Source organism: Mesorhizobium sp. LNHC209A00 (assembly GCF_000502915.1).
Classification (GTDB): domain Bacteria; phylum Pseudomonadota; class Alphaproteobacteria; order Rhizobiales; family Rhizobiaceae; genus Mesorhizobium.
Map to the genome: position 1 here is coordinate 13,194 of NZ_AYWT01000005.1, position 18,157 is coordinate 31,350.

Consider the following 18,157-nt stretch of genomic DNA (forward strand, 5'->3'; position numbering starts at 1 on the left):
CGGCTTGCGGCAAAGAGCGGCCAATGATGGCCCGTTTGCTTGGAGCCACCAAACCGGTTGTGTTGATGGCCGGTATCGTGATGGCTACCGCAGCCGCCCAGGCCGCCTGTCCAATCGAGCTTGCCGTCTATGGCGACGTCCAGAGTGGCGGCGAGATCGATTTTACCCCGACCGGCACATCGGCTGTTGTCACCAACACGTTCCGGCTGATCCTCGACAACAATGTGGTGCTGAACGGCATCGTCACGTGGACCACGGATGTTGCGCGGCCGAACGGCGCGCTGATGTACAAGTGCCCGGAAGGCGACGTGACCGGCGAGGAGCTTGCCGCCTGCACGCTGTGGAACGGCGTCATCTACACGTCCGACGACAAGGGCACTGTCGGGCTTTTGCCGGCCGAGGGTGTCGAGGCGCCGAAGACGCTGATCCTGCCCGATCTCGGGCCGGTGCTTAGGCAATCCCGGGCGTATGGCGGCGGCGGATTTGCGAAAGTGCCATCCGATGTGTTCGCGATGAAGGGATGCCAGGAATGAGCGCGACGCAAAAAGTGCTGCTGGTCACCGGCGGCGGCCGCGGCATCGGCGCCGCCATCTGCCGATTGGGATCGGAGGCGGGCTATCGCGTCGCGGTCAATTATGCCTCCAACAAGGCCGCCGCCGATGCGCTGGTCGCCGAGATCAGGAACGGCGGCGGCGAAGCCGTTGCCGTCAGGGGCGATGTCGGCAAGGAAACCGATATCGTGGCCATGTTCGGCGCCGTCGACCGCGCCTTTGGCCGCCTCGACGCCTTCGTCAACAATGCCGGCATCGTCGACGTCAAGGCGCGCGTCGACGAGATGGATGTTTCGCGGCTGGAACGCATGATGCGCATCAATGTCATCGGCTCGTTCCTGTGCGCCCGCGAGGCGGTCAAGCGCATGTCGACGCGGCATGGCGGGTCGGGCGGTGCGATCGTCAACATCTCGTCGGCGGCGGCGACGCTAGGCTCGCCGGGCGAATATGTCGACTATGCCGCCTCCAAGGGCGCCATCGACACCTTCACCATCGGGCTTGCCCGCGAAGTGGCGCTGGAAGGCATTCGCGTCAATGCGGTGCGGCCGGGCATCATCGACACCGACATCCACGCCTCCGGAGGCCAGCCGGACCGGATAGAGCGGTTCCGCGATCTGCTGCCGATGAAAAGGGCGGGCACGGCGGATGAAGTCGCCGGTGCGGTCCTCTATCTTTTATCCGATGCCGCGTCCTATACGACGGGCGCGATCCTGAATGTCAGCGGCGGCCGCTGAACCCCAAGCAAAGGGAAACAAACATGGCTTATGACGTGGTTATCATCGGCTCCGGACCGGGCGGCTATGTCTGCGCCATCAAGGCGTCACAGCTTGGGCTGAAGGTCGCGGTGGTCGAAAAGAACGCGACCTTCGGCGGCACCTGCCTCAACATCGGCTGCATCCCGTCCAAGGCGCTGCTTTATGCATCGGAAATGTTCGCCGAGGCCGGCCATTCCTTCGACACGCTCGGCGTCGAAATTCCGGCACCCAAGCTGAACCTGAAGAAAATGATGGCGCACAAGGATGCGACGGTGTCGTCCAACGTCAATGGCGTCGCCTTCCTGTTCAAGAAAAACAAGATCGATGCCTTCCGCGGCACCGGCAAGGTGGTCGCCGCAGGCAAGGTCTCGGTGACCGGCGAGGACGGCAAGGTCGAGGAGATCGATGCCAAGAACATCGTCATCGCCACCGGGTCCGATGTCGCCGGCATTCCCGGCGTCAAGGTCGACTTCGACGAGACGGTCATAGTTTCGTCGACGGGCGCTCTGTCATTGGAGAAGGTGCCGGGCCATCTGGTGGTGGTCGGCGGCGGTGTCATCGGCCTCGAGCTCGGCTCGGTCTGGGCACGGCTCGGCGCCAAGGTCACTGTGGTCGAGTTCCTCGACACCATTTTGGGCGGCATGGACGGCGAGGTGTCGAAACAGTTCCAGCGGTTGCTCTCCAAGCAGGGCTTCGAGTTCAAGCTCGGCGCCAAGGTGACCGGCGTCGCCAAGGCCAAGAAAGGCGCGACCGTTACCTTCGAGCCCGTCAAGGGTGGCGCGGTCGAGACCATCGAGGCCGATGCCGTGCTGATCTCGACGGGACGCCGCGCCTTTTCGGACAGCCTCGGGCTGAAGGAAGCCGGCGTCGAGGTCGACGAGCGCGGCCGGGTCAAGACCGACGGGCATCTCAGGACCAGTGTTCCCGGGATCTACGCCATCGGCGACGTCATCGCCGGGCCGATGCTGGCGCACAAGGCCGAGGACGAGGGCGTGGCCGTGGCCGAGACCATCGCCGGCCAGGCCGGCCATGTGAACTATGACGTCATTCCGAGCGTCGTCTACACCAGTCCGGAGATCGCGTCGGTCGGCAAGACCGAGGAAGAGCTGAAGAAGGCCGGCATCGACTACAAGGTCGGCAAATTCCCCTTCACCGCCAATGGCCGCGCGCGCGCCATGCTGCATACCGACGGTTTCGTGAAGATCCTGGCTGACAAGCAGAGCGACCGCGTGCTCGGCGTCCATATCGTCGGCTTCGGCGCCGGTGAGATGATCCATGAGGCGGCGGTGCTGATGGAGTTCGGCGGCTCGTCGGAAGATCTGGCCCGCACCTGCCACGCCCATCCGACGATGTCGGAAGCGGTGAAGGAAGCGGCGCTGGCCACCTTCTTCAAGCCGATCCACATCTAAGGGTGCCCAACGCTTGGTCATACTATGGCGGAACAAGGAGCGAAGCGACGCGGCGTAGACCATAGGCTCCATGCCGTGACTTCAGAGCGCTCCTGCGGTGCGGAATTCTGGTCCGCTGCATTCCTCGGCCGAGGTCGCGGCATGGATCCTCGGGTCAAGCCCGAGGATGACGAACGCGCGGGGGTGGCTTGGCGCCAAAGACCCCCCAACGGTCATCACCCAAAACAAAACGGCCCGCCTTTCAGCGGGCCGTTCGCTTTTTTTGATTCGAGCCGATCAGTTGGCCGGCGCAGGCGCTGGTGCAGGAGCCGGGGCGGGCGCTGGTGCAGGAGCTGGGGCGGGCGCAGGAGCTGGCTTGGCCGGTTCGGCGGGCTTCATCGGTTCAGCCGGCGCGGGCGCCGGAGCCGGTGTGCTGGCCGCTGGCGGTTCGGCGGGTGCCGGGTGCTCGCCACTTCTTCCGAAAACATAATACGCGACAATCGCCAGGATGACGACGACCAGTGCAATCAGCCAGGGGCTGCCGCCACCGCCGCTCGGCCGAGGGGCATTGGTGGTAGAATTGTACGGATCGTTTGGATTTGGTGTGTTCGCCATAAATGTGTCCTCCGGGAAAATGAAAAAGGTCAATCAACATCCATCAACGCGCAACCGTTGAATGGGTTTCACTCTAGCGGAGGAAAACGCCGGAAACGCTGCGTTTGCGTGCCTCCGCTGCCGTCCGACTCAATTGACGGCGGTGACAGTATAGCCGGCTTTGCGGAAATCCTCGACCAGTCCCTCTGGACCGGGCAGATGCAGCGCGCCGACCGCCATGAAGGCGTTGCCCTTGGCCAGGATCGGCTCGGCATGATCGACCATCACCTTGTTGCGGCTGGTGATCATGGTTTCCTCGAAGGCGGCGTAGCCCGCGGGGTCGTCCTGCTCCTCGGGCATGGCGGCGCGGAACAGCGGCCAGAACATGCCGGTGTCGCCACGCTGGTAAAGCACGATCATGGTCTCGTTGATGTCGTTGACCTTGTCGCCCAGCTTCAGCGTGTCGACCAGACCCTTCATGTGAAAGGCGAGCGGCAGCGAAGCCATGGCTCGCAGCTGGCTCTCGGCCGTTTCCAATCCTTCCACCGGCTTGCCGGCCGCCTTGGCGCTCTCCGCCAGCTTCACGTCGAGCACCGGCGCGCCGCTGGACTGGCGGGCGAGCTCGCAAGCCGGAAGCGCCATCATGGCCGACAGCATCCACGGCTTCATCTTGGCGACTGTCGCCGGCGGGATGCCGCGCGCGTCGAGCGCGGCGTTCATGGCCGCCGCTTCGTCCGGCGACAGCAGTGACGAAAGCGTCGTGGAGTCGGTGAACATCATCAGGTCCGGCTCCTTCAGCATCGCCGTCATCNGCCGTCATCATCTTCTGCTTGTCGAGCACGTCGGTGGTCTCGATGATGAGGGTGCCGGCTGCATCGAAGGCCTTCTGCGCATAGGCCGGCAGCGTGGTGACGCGCGGATCGGTCATGTGCATGGTGCCGAACAGGTAGGATGGCTGTTCGCCTGACTTTTCCAGCTTCCACAGCAGCCCCTTGCCGTTCAGCGTGGCAGCCGCCTCGGCCTCGATTTTGCCGTAGGTGGCAGGGTTGTTCTTCTGCAAGGCGGACAGCATGTCGGCGCCGGTACAGGTCGGAATTTCCGCGTGCGCCCTGCCGACGGCGAACAGCAGGACAGCAAGGAAGGACAGGAAAAACAGCACGTTGAGCGCGACAAGCAGTTTCAGCGAGACGGAAGCCGCACGGTCGGCGATGGCAATGACACGTTTCATGGTCCCATTCCTAGGACTGAAAAGCGGCAAAACCGTTAATCGGGAGGGCAAAATTGAAGGGTTCATGCCCTGGGATGGGCCGATTCGTAAATTTCGAGCAGCCTTGCGGTGTCGACGCCGGTATAGATCTGCGTCGTTGACAGGCTGGCGTGGCCCAGGAGTTCCTGGATGGTGCGCAGATCGCCGCCTCGGCCGAGCAGATGGGTGGCGAAGGAATGGCGCAAGGCATGCGGCGTCGCCGTGTCCGGCAGGTTGAGCGCCGAACGCAGCTTCGCCATGTCACGCTGGATGATGGCCGGGTTGAGCGGGCCGCCTCGCGCGCCGCGAAACAGCAGGCCCTTCGGATCGAGATGATAGGGGCAGAGCCGGCGGTATTCGGCGATCGCCCTGCGCGCCACCGGCAGTACCGGCACCAGCCGTGTCTTGCCGCCCTTGCCGGTGACGCGCAGGACGGTGTCGGCTTCCGACGCCAGGTCGGCGGCGGCGAGGCCAAGCGCTTCCGAAATGCGCAGGCCCGAGCCGTAAAGCAGCGTCAGCACGGCGGCGTTGCGGGCGGCGATCCAGGGTTCTTCCGCCAGTTGCCCCTCGACGGAGACCACGTGCCTGGCATCGCTCGCCGTAAGGGGCTTGGGCAGCGATTTGGGCTGGCGTGGCGCTCGCAAGGCCGCGGCACCAGCCGCATTGGCGAGGCCGCGCCGCTCAAGGAACCGCAGCAGTGAACGAATGCCGGCCAGGCCACGGCCAAGCGTGCGGGCGCCGGCGCCGGCATGGCGGCGGGCGGCGAGGAAGCCGCGCAGGTCGGCCGGGCGCAGGTCGGCGATATCTGAAATGCCGGGCGGTCCGCCGATATGGCCGGTGAGGAAGTGCAGGAACTGGCGTGAATCGCGCTCATACGCTTCGACGGTTGCCGGCGAGAGCCGGCGTTCCCGCGCCAGCATCTTCAGCCAGCTTTCGCGCGCGGCCTGGAGATCGGCTTTTGCCGGTATGAGGAATTCCTGCATGGGGCCTGTTCCGGTTCGCCACCATCTTCCGGCAGCCGGGTTAGGAAGCGGTGAAGAGCCCGTTATTGAAATGACCGCGAGGCGGCGCTAGAGCAGGACAAAGGATTTTCGCCCATGAGCAAGCCGCAGAACCCCGTCCAGATGGCCGTAATCGGCGCCGCGCACGGCATCAAGGGCGAACTCAGGGTAAAAACGTTCACCGGCGAGCCAATGGCGCTGGCGGATTATGGGCCGCTCTACGCCAGGGATGGACGAGCCTTTCAGATAACCGACATAAGGCATGCCAACACCGTAGTCGTGGTGCGGTTCAAGGGTGTCAGCGACCGCAATGCGGCCGAGGCGCTCGCCGGCACGGAGCTGTTCGTTGATCGCTCGATGCTGCCCGACGATGGCGAGGAGGACGAATTCTACCATGCCGACCTGATCGGGCTGGAGATCCGGGATGATACCGGCGCCGCCATCGGCAAGGTTGTCGCGGTGCACAATTTCGGCGGCGGCGACATTCTCGATGTGACGCTCGCCGGGCGCAAAGGTGTGCTGATCCCGTTCACGCAAGCCGCCGTGCCTGCCGTGTCGGTCGCCGAGGGCTTTGTCCGCGTCGACCCGGTGGCGGCTGGACTGGTCGAGGACGAGGACGGCGAGGCGTCGCGCGAGGAGGATTTCGACCCCAAGGGCCGGCCGCGCGGACCGCGCGACGCCGGGGGCAACCGGTGAGTTTTGCCGCGTCGGTGCTGACGCTCTATCCCGAAATGTTTCCGGGCCCGCTTGGCCTGTCGCTGGCCGGGCGGGCGCTGGAGGCGGGCACATGGTCGCTGGATGCTATACAGATCCGCGACTTCGCCGCCGACAAGCACCGCACCGTCGATGACACGCCGGCCGGCGGCGGCGCCGGCATGGTGATGCGCGCCGATGTCCTGGCGAAGGCGATCGACCATGCCTCGCCGGAGGGCGATTTGCGTCCGCGCCTGCTGATGAGCCCTCGCGGCAAACCACTGACGCAGGCTCGCGTGCGCGAACTCGCCGCCGGGCCCGGTGCCGTCATCCTGTGCGGCCGCTTCGAAGGCGTCGATCAGCGAGTGATCGATGCGCGGGGACTGGAGGAAGTCTCGATCGGCGATTTCATCCTGTCCGGTGGCGAGCCGGCGGCGCTGGTGCTGCTCGACGCCGTGGTGCGGCTGTTGCCCGGGGTGATGGGCAATGCGGTCTCCGGGGACGAAGAGAGTTTCGAAAACGGCCTGCTCGAACATCCGCACTACACGCGACCGCAGGAATTCGAGGGCCGGGAGATTCCCGAAGTGCTGATCTCCGGCAATCACAAGAAGATCGCCGCGTGGCGCCGAGCGCAGTCGGAGACGCTGACGAAAGAGCGGCGACCCGATCTGTTCGGCGATCAGCCTTTGCTGAAGTAGTAAAAAGCCAGGAACAGGCCGACGGCGATGACGAAGCCGCGCACCACGTTCTGCGGTACGCGCTTGGCGATCCAGACGCCGGCATAGCCGCCCAGCGCGCCGCCCGGGATCATGACGATCGCCTCCGGCCAGGCGACGACGCCGCCGGAGACGAAGACGATGATGGCGACCGCCGCGATGACCACGGCCAGCATGTTCTTCAGCGCGTTCAGCCGATGGTAGTCGCCGGCCTGGGTCAGGCCGAGGGTGGCCAGCATCATCACGCCCATGCCGGCGCCGAAGAAGCCGCCATAGATGGCGGTGACGAATTGCGCCAGCGAGCCGGCGAGCGAGCAGACAGCCGCTTCGTGTCCGGGTTTCGGCGCCGGCTTCAGCCAAGGCCCGGCGGCAAACAGTGCCGTCGCGCCCAAAAGCAGCCACGGCACCAAGACGCGAAAGGACGGATTGTCGAGCGCCAGCAGGATCAGGGCGCCGGCTAGCGCGCCGACGGCCGAGATCAGGCAGAGCAGCAGCGCGCCACGCCAGAAGTGCCTGATGTCGGCCCAGTAGGCGAGGGTCGAGGTGATATAGCCGGGGAACTGGGTCACCGAGGAGGTGGCGTTGGCCACGATCGGGGGGACGCCGACCAGTGTCATGGCGCCGAAGGTGATGAAGGTGCCGCCGCCGGCGACCGCATTGGCGGCGCCTGACAGAAAGCCCGCCAGGAAGAGCAGGATGGCGTCGAAGACAGACATGGATGGCCGCCGTGAAGAAGTGTGCTATTCTGGCTTAGGAAGCTTGGTGGACAGACGCAACCCCGCACGGCAGGATTAAGATGGTGCCATGCTGGGAGCCATGCCGGCAAAAAATGCACGGGCAAGGCGTGACAAAGCGCCGAAATAGCTGTATGTGCCCGCCCGTACCGGCAAGAACAAATCTGCCGGACCCGTCAACAATGACGGTGTAGTCGCCCCTGTCCGATGTCTGGGAGACAAATGTCTTGGAGACAAAGGACATAGCCGAGCGGTCAATGGAACTGCAAGGCGAGCGTAGGGCGCTCTGACTGTCGGAAGAACAAGAAGTGGATTTTTAGATGGATCTCATCCGTCAGCTCGAGGCCGAACAGGCCGCCAAGATCGAAGCCAAGCGCAAGCTTCCCGAATTCCAGCCCGGCGACACCGTGCGCGTCCAGGTCCGCGTGACCGAAGGCACCCGCACCCGCGTCCAGGCTTATGAGGGCGTCGTCATCGCCCGCGCCGGTTCTGGCTTCCAGGAAAATTTCACCGTCCGCAAGATCTCCTACGGCGAAGGCGTCGAGCGCGTGTTCCCCGTCTACTCGCCGATGGTCGAAGGCGTCGAGATCGTGCGCCGCGGCAAGGTGCGTCGCGCCAAGCTCTATTACCTGCGCGATCGTCGCGGCAAGTCGGCCCGTATCTCGGAAAACACCGGCGTGCGCGCCCGCAAGCTGAATGATGAGGAGCGCGACGCGCTGAACGCCGAGAAGGCGCGCATCGAGGCCGAGAAGGTCGCAGCCGCCCAGGCACTGGCCGCCGAGACGGCAGCCAAGGAAGCCGCCGAGAAGAAGGCGGCCGCCGAGGCTGAAGCAGCCGCCAAGGCTGCCGCCGAAGCGACCCCGGCCGAATAAGGGTTCGACGAAGAATTTGAAAAAGGCGGCTTCGGCCGCCTTTTTTCGTTTCACCGAATTGTGAACGGGTTCATCCATCGGAGATGGCGGCGGCAATTGACGCCGAATCATATTGTGTACTAAATAATTGTACACAATTTAATTGGAGTATGGAAGATGGCACTCTACACCACGCAGGCCCAGGTGACAGGCGGTCGCGCCGGCCATGGCGAAACCAGCGACGGCCTGCTCAAGGTCGATCTGGCGATGCCCAAGGAACTCGGCGGACCGGGTGGCGCGACCAATCCCGAACAGCTCTTCGCTATCGGCTATGCCGCCTGCTTTGAAAGCGCGATCCGCTTTGTCGCGCGCAAGCAGAAGCTGCCGCTCGAAGATGCCGCGGTAGCGGCCACCGTCAGCCTGCTTCCCAATGGCGAGGGCTTCAAGCTCCGCGTCGCGTTGGCAGCGGAGACGAAAGGGCTTGATCAGGCGACGGCGGAAGCGCTTGTATCGGCAGCGCATCAGGTTTGCCCCTATTCGAATGCCATCAGGGGCAATATCGAGGTGGCGCTTTCGGTAAAGGCGACATGACGACAAAGGTCGAAACGAAAGCCAGAGAAGCCCCGGCGGAGGCCGCCGGGGCGCACCCAGTGCCACGGCTCGATCAACAGCTCTGTTTCGCGCTCTATTCGGCGAGCGGACTAATGACCAAGCTCTACCGGCCGTTGCTCGATCCGCTCGGCCTGACCTATCCGCAATATCTGGTGATGCTGGCGCTGTGGGAACGCGCGCCGAGCACCGTGGGCGACCTTGGCGAAGCGCTCGGCCTGGATTCAGCGACGCTGACGCCGCTGCTCAAGCGAATGGAAGCGGGCGGCCTCGTCACCCGCCGGCGCGATGCCGACGACGAGCGCCGGGTGCTGGTCGAGCCGACGGCCAAGGGCCAGGCGCTGCGCGCGACCATGAAGGATGTGCAGGCGGCGCTCGATTGCGGCATGCCGCTGGAGCGGGCTGAGCTCAAAACCCTTCACGGCACGCTCACCCGCCTTGTCGCGGGATTGCGCGAAGCCGCGACCGAGCAAGATTGATCGCGGCAAGGACTGTCCTCAAAAACCGCCCCCGGAAGCACTGGAATCCACGTCAACGCGCAAGGTCGCAGTGGACCCGTCTTGCAAGGCGCTTGCGGAAAGCTAAAGTCGGCGCCGATTTCTCTGCCGCGCAAGCATCGCGCGGCCAATCATTTCGGGGAGTGTGTCATGACCAAATCGAAAATGCTGCTGGCCGGCCTGTTGGCTCTGGTCCTGGCGCCCCTTGCCGCCTTCGCGCAAGCGCTGCCCGATCTCGGCGGCAAGAAGGTGGTGGTGGTGACCGAAAACGCCTATCCGCCGCTGCAGTTCATCGATGCCAAGACGGGAAAACAGATCGGCTGGGAATATGACGCTATGAACGAGATCGCCAAGCGGCTCAATTTCAAGGTCGAGTACCAGAACACCTCCTGGGATGCGATGATCCAGGCGGTCTCCGACAACCAGTACAACATCGGCATGACCGGCATCACGATCAAGGACGACCGCAAGCAGAAGGTCGACTTCTCCGATCCCTATATGCGCTCGGAACAATTCATGCTGGTGCGCGGCGATGAAAGCCGTTTCACCGACGCCAAGACCTTCGGCGCCTTCAAGGACGGGCTGATTGGCGCGCAGGCCGGCACCACGCCGTTCTACACCGCCGTCTACAGTGTGCTCGACGGCAATGAGCAGAACCCGCGCATCAAACTGTTCGAGACGTTTGGCGCCACCGTGCAGGCACTGAAATCCGGCGACGTCGATGTCGTGCTGACAGACGGCACCGCCGGCAAGGGTTATGTCGATGCTTCGGAGGGTAAGCTGAAGCTGATCGGCGGCCCGCTCGGCACCGAGGATTTCGGCTTCATCTTTCCCAAGGGATCCGACCTCGTGAAGCCGGTCAACGCGGCGATCGCGGCGCTGAAGGCGGATGGCACGCTGGATGCGCTGAACAAGAAGTGAGATCGGAAGAGCACACGTCTGAACTCCAGTCACCTTGTAATCTCGTATGCCGTCTTNCCTCGTGAAGCCGGTCAACGCGGCGATCGCGGCGCTGAAGGCGGATGGCACGCTGGATGCGCTGAACAAGAAGTGGTTCCTTGATTACAAGATGGGGCAGTGAGCCGTCTTGACGCGGGCGGAGCGCGTGAGGGAACTCGCGCTGAGTTTGCGTCTGGGGGACGCCTGGGCGCCATCCTTCGATACTCTTTACGCCGCCTAATGGCAGCCCCCACCATCTCCAAACCCGACTTCCCCTGGTGGCTCGCTGTTGCCGGTATCCTTGCGCTGGCCGCTGCCCTCGCCATCGCCGCCAGCGATCTCTATGCGCAGGTCTTCGCCACTGTCGCCAAGGGCATCGGCATCACCGTCTTCGTCACCGTGATTGCCTTCGTCCTGGCGTCGGTGATCGGCCTCGGCATCGCTTTGATGGGACTGTCGGGTTCGGCCTGGCTGCGGCAGATCGCGCGCTTCTATGTCGAGATCATTCGGGGCGTGCCGATCCTGGTGCTGCTGTTCTGGATAGCCTTTGCCGGCGCGCCGGCCTTCGTCGCGGCCTGGAACGGGCTGACCGCGCCATTGCAGAATGCCGGCGTCCTCGGCGAATTGCTGGTGCGTGACGTGTCGTTGCTGTGGCGCGCCATCATGGCGCTGACCATCGGCTATTCCGCTTTCATCTCCGAGGTTTTTCGCGCCGGCATCCAGTCGGTCGAGAAAGGTCAGATCGAGGCGGCCAAGGCACTCGGGCTTTCGCGCACGCAGCGTTTCCGACTGATCGTGTTTCCGCAGGCCATCCGCACCATTTTGCCGCCGCTCGGCAACGACTTCGTCGCCATGGTCAAGGATTCCTCCCTGGTCTCGGTGCTCGGCGTCGCCGACATCACGCAGATGGGCAAAATCTACGCCGCCGGCTCGTTCCGCTTCTTCGAGACCTATTCGATAACAGCCTACATCTATCTCATCCTCACCGTTGGCCTGTCGCTGGCGCTCAGGGCGCTGGAGCGGCGTTTGCGCCGCCAGCACGAGCGATAGAAGTCCGGCGCGGGCCGGGCTACGATCGCCATGAGACGCTCGGGAGGATGCAGGCGATGAATGTCGACAAGGCCAACGCGGCACTGGATTCGGTCTATTCGGCCGACACACCGGAAGGGCTGGCCACGGCTTATGCCGACTGGGCAGCGACCTATGACAGCGAGACCGCTTCGCTCGGGTATCTGCTGCCGTTCCTGATCACCGCCTGGGTGGCGCGACATGTGCCGGCGGGCGAAGGCCCGCTGCTCGATGCCGGCTGCGGCACCGGCCTGTCGGCGCCGTCGCTGAAGGCGCTGGGCTACGGCGAGATCGCCGGGCTCGACCTCTCCGACGACATGCTCAAGATCGCCGGCAGCCGCAATGCCTACAGGGATTTGAAAAAGGCGATGCTCGGCGGTCCGCTGCCCTGGCCGGACGGGCACTTTCGCGCCTTCTTCTCCACCGGTGTGTTCACCATCAGCCATGCGCCGGCCACCGGCCTGCGCGAGCTTGTCCGCATCACGCGAAAGGGCGGCCACGCCATCTTCACCGTGCGCGACCAGGTGTTTGAGAGCGGCGGATTTCAGGCCGTGTTCGACGAATTGGAGCAGGCGAGAAAATGGCGGCCGGTCGAGCAAAGTCCGTGGTTCCGCTGCTATGCGATCGCCGAGCCGGATGCGCTGGTGAAGACTTTTGTGTTCAAGGTGATGTAAGCCGAGGGAAGAAGTGCTGGCGACACGCCGCAATTGCCGAAAAGCCAAAACATTGCTATCTAGCCCGCCATGGAAAAGCTTTTCAGCGATCCGGCCTACAAGGGTTTCGTGCTGCAGGACAGAAAACGCCTGCCGTCGCGCTTTTCCGCGCGCGTTTCCGGCGCCCTGACCAGCCGACTTCGCTGATCCCTGACGGCCGGCCGCGGGCTTGCGGCATCAGCTCTTTCCCATTCTCATATCGACGGATTTACGCACATGAGCGCACCGCGCACCCTCTACGACAAGATTTTCGACGACCATGTCGTCGACCGCCAGGACGACGGCACCTGCCTGCTCTACATCGACCGCCACCTCGTCCATGAGGTGACCAGCCCGCAGGCCTTCGAAGGCCTGCGCATGAGCGGCCGGAAAGTCCGTCACCCGGAAAAGACGCTGGCTGTCGTCGACCACAACGTCTCGACCTCGCCCGAGCGCAAGTTCGGCATCAAGAACGAGGAAAGCCGCATCCAGGTCGAAGCGCTGGCCAAGAACGCCAGGGATTTCGGCGTCGAATATTATTCGGAGAACGATATCCGCCAGGGCATCGTCCACATCATCGGCCCCGAGCAGGGCTTTACCTTGCCCGGCATGACCATCGTCTGCGGCGACAGCCACACCTCCACGCATGGCGCTTTCGGCGCGCTGGCGCATGGTATAGGCACGTCGGAAGTCGAGCATGTACTGGCAACGCAAACGCTGATCCAGCGCAAGGCCAAGAACATGCTGGTGCGCGTCGATGGCGTGCTGCCGGAAGGCGTCACCGCCAAGGACATCATCCTTGCCATCATCGGCGAGATCGGCACCGCCGGCGGCACCGGCTATGTCATCGAATATGCCGGCGAGGCGATCCGTGCGCTGTCGATGGAAGGCCGCATGACGATCTGCAACATGTCGATCGAGGGCGGCGCGCGCGCCGGCCTGATCGCGGCCGACGAGACCACCTTCGCCTATGTCAAGGACAAGCCGCGCGCGCCGAAGGGCGCTGCCTGGGACGCGGCGCTCGAATACTGGAAGACGCTGCAGACCGACGAAGGCGCGCATTTCGACAAGGTGATCGTGCTCGACGCGGCCAAGCTGCCGCCGATCGTCTCCTGGGGCTCCTCGCCCGAGGATGTCGTCTCCGTGCAGGGCATCGTGCCGAACCCGGAAGACATCACCGACGAGAACAAGCGCACCTCCAAGCTGCGCGCGCTCGACTATATGGGCCTGACGCCGGGGACGAAGATCACCGACATCACGCTCGACCGCGTCTTCATCGGCTCCTGCACCAACGGTCGTATCGAGGATCTGCGCGCCGTCGCCAAGGTGGTCGAGGGCAAGACGGTCAGCCCGCATGTCGATGCCATGATCGTGCCGGGCTCCGGCCTGGTCAAGGAGCAGGCCGAAGCCGAGGGGCTGGACAAGATCTTCCGCGCCGCCGGGTTCGACTGGCGCGAGCCGGGCTGTTCGATGTGCCTGGCCATGAACGACGACCGGCTGAAGCCGCATGAGCGCTGCGCCTCGACCTCGAACCGCAATTTCGAGGGCCGCCAGGGCTTCAAGGGCCGCACCCACCTGGTGTCGCCGGCCATGGCGGCGGCGGCGGCGATTGCCGGCCACTTCGTCGACATTCGCGACTGGAAATAAGCCAGGCTGGACTTGACCCGAACCTTGCGGCTCGGGTCAAGTCTTCCTGTCGCGCCGGATGAGTTCGTGGAATTCCTCGCGGCGACCAGGTTCGTCCGCCGCGACCACGAGCGCCAACTGCTCTTCGTCGAAGAGCTTGAACCACTCGTCCCATTCGACAAGCTCATAGCCGCCGGCGTTGACGGGCCGTTCCGGCTGGTCCTGGTCCTGATAGGCGTGCTGGCCGAAGACCAGCCTAAGCATGGGCTGCGTCCCAGCCTCTGGCGATATGTCGACGATTGCGGGAAAGCCGGCACGCCCGGCAGCCCATGAACGGATTGCATCGTGGTCGGTCAATGTGATCGTGTCGGCCATGGCCTGCTCCTGGATTGTGGATTCAGGAACGCTTCCGACAGCACCGGGTTCCCGCAAACATACGGCGCCGACAGCCCAGGCTTAACGGCTTGTTTGGGCTTGCCCGATAAGGTCTTCCGCGACGTCAGCAGAGGGGAAGTCACGGTCCTTTGGACACCGGCCTGTTCATAGCGTTGCTCAATCCGACGATCGCGCTGGCGCTCGGCGCGGCCTTCCTCATGCTGTGGTTCCACCAGCGTCATCGCCCCTATCTGGCCGTGCTGGCGCTCAGTTACTGCGTCTCGGCGCCCGGCTTCCTGTTCCAATATTTCACCTTGCCCATCGGTGTGACGCTGACCAAGCTGGTCTCGAACCTCTGCTTCACCATCGCCGCCTGTTGCCTGTCCGGCGCCATCATCGCCCGCTACGGCAGGAAGGTGCCCGGCGCGGGGATCGCCGTGCTGGCGGGCGGCGGCCTTGCGGCATTCGCGTGGTTCCTGTTCGTCACCCCGGATCTCACCTGGCGGATCCTGGCGATGAATTTCGGTTTCGGCGGCGTCAGCCTGCTCGTCGCCGCCGAACTGCGTCCGGTGCGCAACAATGGTCCGACAGAAAAGATCCTGTTCGTGCTGTCGTTGCTGTCCGGCGTCAATTTCTTCGTGCGCACCCTGGCGGTCGTCATCGCGCACGGGCCCTTCGCCAGCTATGACGGTTTCTACGGCTCGTCCTACTGGACGACGGCGCTGCTGTCGCACGCGCTGCTGTCGCTGCTGATCGCGCTTTGCCTCTTCACCGCCGCCGCGCTCGACGTGATGAAGGCGCTGAAGACCGAGACCCATACCGATCCGCTTTCGGGGCTGCTCAACCGCCGGGGTTTCGAGGAGCGCGCCGCCATGCTGCTGCAGCGTTGCGCCGCGGCCAAATTCCCGGTGGCGCTGGTGCTGGCCGACCTCGACCATTTCAAGGCGCTCAACGATATGCACGGGCATGCCGCCGGCGACCGCGTGATCGCGGATTTTGCCGGGAAGCTGCGCTCGGCCACGGGAGCACGAGGTGCCGCGGGGCGCATCGGCGGCGAGGAATTCGCCGTGCTTTTGCCGCTGACCGATCTCGCCGCGGCGCGGCTGTTCGCCGAGGCGGTGCGCACACTCTATTCGGCTGGCGGCGTCGACGGGCTTCCCGCCGGCACCAAGGTCACCGCCAGCTTCGGCGTGGCGGCCCGCAGCGGCGAGGAGACGCTGGAACCGTTGATGCGACGGGCCGACGAGGCGCTTTACAAGGCCAAGAAAAACGGTCGCGACAGCGTGCGCCTCTCCTATGAGCGACCGGAGACGGTGTTCGTGCCGGAGCCGCTCAGGGCCAGCTGACCGCCGCGTCCGCGCTTCGCGTTAACGTCTTTTTCGCCCGTCGATGTTTAGCTGTCGGCGGGGGTCTGAGGATAGATGAGCGGCGCCAACTTCATCCTGTTGATCAATCTGGCGGTTGCCGGGCTGCTGGCGGCATCCTTCATGGCTGTCTCGTTCCACGATGCCGGCCGCGCGCCGGCGCGCTGGCTGGCGTCAGCCTATGTCCTCGGCGTGGTCTATTCAGCGATCGAATTCAGCATTCCGGCCTTCAACGATGCGCGGCTTCCCGTGGTTACGGCCTTTGCCGTCTTCCTCGGCGCCACCATTGCCTTCAACGGCGGACTTGCCCGCAAATATGGCGTGGCGCCGCCATGGACGCCGATGCTGTTCTTCCTGGCCGCAACCACCATCGCGGTCTATTTCGTGCAGGATCTGCCGCGCCAGTCGCTCACCCGCATCATGGCCTACCAGCTGCCCTACGCCGCCATGCAGTTCGTTAGCCTTGGCATCGTCTGGACGTCCAGGCAAAGCCGCGGTCGGCTCGATCTGATCTTGATGGCGGTGCTGGCGGCCAGCGGCCTGCAGTTTGCCTCAAAGCCGTTCATCGCGCATGCGCTCGGCGGCTGGGGCGCCAATCCGCAGGCCTATCTGCAAAGCAGCTACGCGCTGGTGTCGCAGTCGCTGGGCACTGTCTTTGCCTTGGCGCTGGCGCTGCTGACGCTGGGCATTCTCGTTCGCGATGTGCTTGCCGAAGTGACGTCGAAGTCGGAGGTGGACACGCTGTCGGGCCTGCTCAACCGTGGCGGCTTCACGCGTCATGCGGAGCTGGCCGTACACGACGCCAGGCGCCTGGGGGTGCCGGTGGCGATGGTCATCGCCGATCTCGATCATTTCAAGTCCGTCAACGACAGCTTCGGCCATGCGTCCGGCGACCGGGTGATCGAGGCCTTTGCCGGCCTGCTGCGAGAAGCGGCCGAGGGCCATCACGTGCTTGGCCGCATCGGTGGCGAGGAGTTCGCCGTTATCCTGACAGGCGCCAACCTTGCAGCCGCCCGGCTGTTCGCGGAAGGCACCCGCCACGCCTTCGGCGCATTGCCTATCAGCGGGTTGCCGGCCGACAACCGCTGCACGTCGAGCTTCGGCATTGCCGAGCTCCACGTGAGCGAAGGCTTTTCCGACCTGATGCGGCGCGCGGATGAAGCGCTCTACCTGGCAAAGAACGCCGGGCGCGACTGCGTACGTGTCTCCACCGGGCCAGCCGATGGGCTGGCGGTGGTCAAAATCGGCCAAGCCCGCATCAACGGCAGGGGCTGAGCTCCGGCATTTCGCCGTCGGACAGGCCGTACATATAGGAGCGGCCCTTGACGAACACTGGTGGGCGATAGCAGTCCCCTTCGCCCGATATGTCGTCGGATTCGTCTTGGTAGATCACCTTGGGCTGGCCGGCGCTGGTGTAGTCGGACAATTGCCTGGCCAGCTTGCCTTCGCCGACGATGATGCGCTTGTAGCCGGCTGCGCTGTCGATGACGAGATTGCCGAACGAATCGGCGTAGACGCGGTCATGATGGCGCAAGCCGGCCTCGGCCGGCGCGGCCACCGTGACGGCAAGCGCTGCCAGCGTGAGGGCCGCGAGGCTTGTCCGCACTGATTTGGTCCGCACTGATTTGGCCCGCTCTGATTTCGACCGCATGTCGCTCTCCCTGTGTCGGCGCGAGAGAGATCGCGCCCCGATCTGATCCGAATCGGAAATTAACCTTTTCTTAACCTTTGTTAAGGGGAGGAGCGGCCCGACGACCGTTTCTTAATGAACATGGTTAATTTCGCGGGCGCCGCCGATGTCCCCAATGGGTCGACATGGCCGGTCTAATCCGGGGTAAACTTGATCTTGGCGCGCCGCGTGGCTAGCGTGCCCGGCCATGAGGGGGCAGCACATGACGTTTGACCGAACGCTTCGGGTGTCGTTCGCTATTCCGCTGCTTCTCGCGGCTGGAGCCTGTGTGCCGGAGGACGGCGCGCCCAAGGCCGCCAACACAGCGACACCCCTGGTGGCGCCTGCCGCTCCCGTCCAGCAACAGTCCGCGCGACCGGCGACCAAGATCACCACCGATCTCACCGCCCCGCGCTTCACCACGGGCACTGCCACCTACAGATGCGGCAATGGCGGCATGATCACCATTCAAAACCTCGGCACGTCGCTGCGCGTGGTCGGCCAGGAGGGCGTCACCGAGGAGTTCGCGGCGTCACCGGCAAACCAGAGCAGCCGCTACCAGGCGGTCACGCATGACGCAATCGTGATCGACGGACGCGAGGCGCTGGTGATGAAGAGGGGGTCCACACCGCCGACCTGCACCCGGTGAGACACAAATCTCGACACGGCCGCGCCCCTATCCAGACATGCTGCACTGCAGCGATATCGAGCCGGCTTCGGCCGCTCCACCCGCTAATCGATTGAAGCCGTATCCGACCTTTTAGTCAGACTAAATTACGTTTTCGAAAC

18 protein-coding genes and 1 pseudogene are annotated in these 18,157 nt (G+C 64.3%); 14 read left to right on the forward strand and 5 right to left on the reverse strand.

The window, feature by feature from the left end; translation table 11 throughout:
* Window positions 1-23 precede the first annotated feature (23 nt).
* The 3 genes from X739_RS151250 to lpdA are packed head-to-tail and all read left to right on the forward strand — an operon-like array spanning window position 24 to window position 2,715.
* Window positions 24-533: a hypothetical protein gene (locus X739_RS151250; RefSeq protein WP_023794784.1), complete on the forward strand. Its 510-nt coding sequence runs from the start codon at window positions 24-26 to the stop codon at window positions 531-533.
* Window positions 530-1,285, forward strand: coding sequence for an SDR family oxidoreductase (locus tag X739_RS151245; protein WP_023794785.1), 756 nt, complete (start codon window positions 530-532; stop codon window positions 1,283-1,285). Before X739_RS151250 ends, X739_RS151245 begins: the two co-directional genes overlap by 4 nt.
* A 23-nt stretch (window positions 1,286-1,308) precedes the next feature.
* Window positions 1,309-2,715 (forward strand): dihydrolipoyl dehydrogenase, encoded by a 1,407-nt coding sequence (lpdA, locus tag X739_RS151240; RefSeq protein ID WP_023794786.1) that lies wholly within the window; start codon window positions 1,309-1,311, stop codon window positions 2,713-2,715.
* Between the two features lie 723 nt (window positions 2,716-3,438).
* Here lpdA and X739_RS01000000166120 read toward each other — a convergent pair.
* Window positions 3,439-4,516, reverse strand: a pseudogene (locus tag X739_RS01000000166120) (TraB/GumN family protein).
* 62 nt (window positions 4,517-4,578) lie between these two features.
* Window positions 4,579-5,517, reverse strand: coding sequence for a tyrosine recombinase XerC (locus X739_RS151235; RefSeq protein WP_023794787.1), 939 nt, complete (start codon window positions 5,515-5,517; stop codon window positions 4,579-4,581).
* 114 nt (window positions 5,518-5,631) lie between these two features.
* Here X739_RS151235 and rimM point away from each other — a divergent pair, with 114 nt between their 5' ends.
* Window positions 5,632-6,231, forward strand: a complete 600-nt coding sequence (gene rimM / locus X739_RS151230) for a ribosome maturation factor RimM (RefSeq protein ID WP_023794788.1) — start codon at window positions 5,632-5,634, stop codon at window positions 6,229-6,231.
* Window positions 6,228-6,926: a tRNA (guanosine(37)-N1)-methyltransferase TrmD gene (trmD, locus tag X739_RS151225; protein ID WP_023771904.1), complete on the forward strand. Its 699-nt coding sequence runs from the start codon at window positions 6,228-6,230 to the stop codon at window positions 6,924-6,926. Before rimM ends, trmD begins: the two co-directional genes overlap by 4 nt.
* Here the strand turns inward: trmD and X739_RS151220 are convergent.
* Window positions 6,908-7,660, reverse strand: a complete 753-nt coding sequence (locus X739_RS151220) for a sulfite exporter TauE/SafE family protein (protein WP_023771903.1) — start codon at window positions 7,658-7,660, stop codon at window positions 6,908-6,910. The genes trmD and X739_RS151220 overlap by 19 nt on opposite strands.
* 338 nt (window positions 7,661-7,998) lie before the next feature.
* On the opposite strand from X739_RS151220, the gene rplS reads away from it, so the two are divergent.
* The 6 genes from rplS to leuC all read left to right on the forward strand — a co-directional run bounded on the left by rplS (window position 7,999) and on the right by leuC (window position 13,981).
* A complete protein-coding gene (gene rplS, locus X739_RS151215; RefSeq protein ID WP_013892267.1) occupies window positions 7,999-8,550 on the forward strand; it encodes a 50S ribosomal protein L19 in 552 nt (183 codons plus the stop codon).
* Between the two features lie 156 nt (window positions 8,551-8,706).
* Window positions 8,707-9,120, forward strand: a complete 414-nt coding sequence (locus X739_RS151210) for an organic hydroperoxide resistance protein (protein ID WP_023771902.1) — start codon at window positions 8,707-8,709, stop codon at window positions 9,118-9,120.
* Window positions 9,117-9,617 carry a MarR family winged helix-turn-helix transcriptional regulator gene (locus X739_RS151205; RefSeq protein ID WP_023771901.1) on the forward strand — a complete coding sequence of 167 codons (501 nt, stop codon included), beginning with the start codon at window positions 9,117-9,119 and terminating at the stop codon, window positions 9,615-9,617. Before X739_RS151210 ends, X739_RS151205 begins: the two co-directional genes overlap by 4 nt.
* A 1,197-nt stretch (window positions 9,618-10,814) precedes the next feature.
* The gene (locus X739_RS151195; RefSeq protein WP_023771899.1) at window positions 10,815-11,624 is read left to right on the forward strand and encodes an amino acid ABC transporter permease; all 810 of its coding nucleotides are present in this window, start codon (window positions 10,815-10,817) and stop codon (window positions 11,622-11,624) included.
* A 56-nt stretch (window positions 11,625-11,680) separates the two neighbouring features.
* Window positions 11,681-12,316 (forward strand): class I SAM-dependent methyltransferase, encoded by a 636-nt coding sequence (locus X739_RS151190; protein ID WP_023794791.1) that lies wholly within the window; start codon window positions 11,681-11,683, stop codon window positions 12,314-12,316.
* 255 nt (window positions 12,317-12,571) lie between these two features.
* On the forward strand, window positions 12,572-13,981 hold the full coding sequence (gene leuC, locus X739_RS151185; RefSeq protein ID WP_023771896.1) for a 3-isopropylmalate dehydratase large subunit: 1,410 nt from the start codon (window positions 12,572-12,574) through the stop codon (window positions 13,979-13,981).
* A 36-nt stretch (window positions 13,982-14,017) separates the two neighbouring features.
* Here the strand turns inward: leuC and X739_RS151180 are convergent, their stop codons facing one another.
* Window positions 14,018-14,335 carry a hypothetical protein gene (locus tag X739_RS151180; RefSeq protein ID WP_023771895.1) on the reverse strand — a complete coding sequence of 106 codons (318 nt, stop codon included), beginning with the start codon at window positions 14,333-14,335 and terminating at the stop codon, window positions 14,018-14,020.
* Window positions 14,336-14,484: 149 nt separating this feature from the next.
* Between X739_RS151180 and X739_RS151175 the strand changes: the two genes are divergently transcribed.
* Window positions 14,485-15,681 carry a GGDEF domain-containing protein gene (locus X739_RS151175; protein WP_023794792.1) on the forward strand — a complete coding sequence of 399 codons (1,197 nt, stop codon included), beginning with the start codon at window positions 14,485-14,487 and terminating at the stop codon, window positions 15,679-15,681.
* Window positions 15,682-15,756: 75 nt separating this feature from the next.
* Window positions 15,757-16,974, forward strand: coding sequence for a GGDEF domain-containing protein (locus X739_RS151170; RefSeq protein ID WP_023794793.1), 1,218 nt, complete (start codon window positions 15,757-15,759; stop codon window positions 16,972-16,974).
* On the opposite strand, the gene X739_RS151165 is transcribed toward X739_RS151170, so the two are convergent.
* Window positions 16,958-17,320 carry a hypothetical protein gene (locus X739_RS151165; RefSeq protein ID WP_023771892.1) on the reverse strand — a complete coding sequence of 121 codons (363 nt, stop codon included), beginning with the start codon at window positions 17,318-17,320 and terminating at the stop codon, window positions 16,958-16,960. The genes X739_RS151170 and X739_RS151165 overlap by 17 nt on opposite strands.
* 271 nt (window positions 17,321-17,591) lie before the next feature.
* Here X739_RS151165 and X739_RS151160 point away from each other — a divergent pair, with 271 nt between their 5' ends.
* On the forward strand, window positions 17,592-18,017 hold the full coding sequence (locus tag X739_RS151160) for a hypothetical protein (protein WP_023794794.1): 426 nt from the start codon (window positions 17,592-17,594) through the stop codon (window positions 18,015-18,017).
* Window positions 18,018-18,157: the final 140 nt, after the last annotated feature.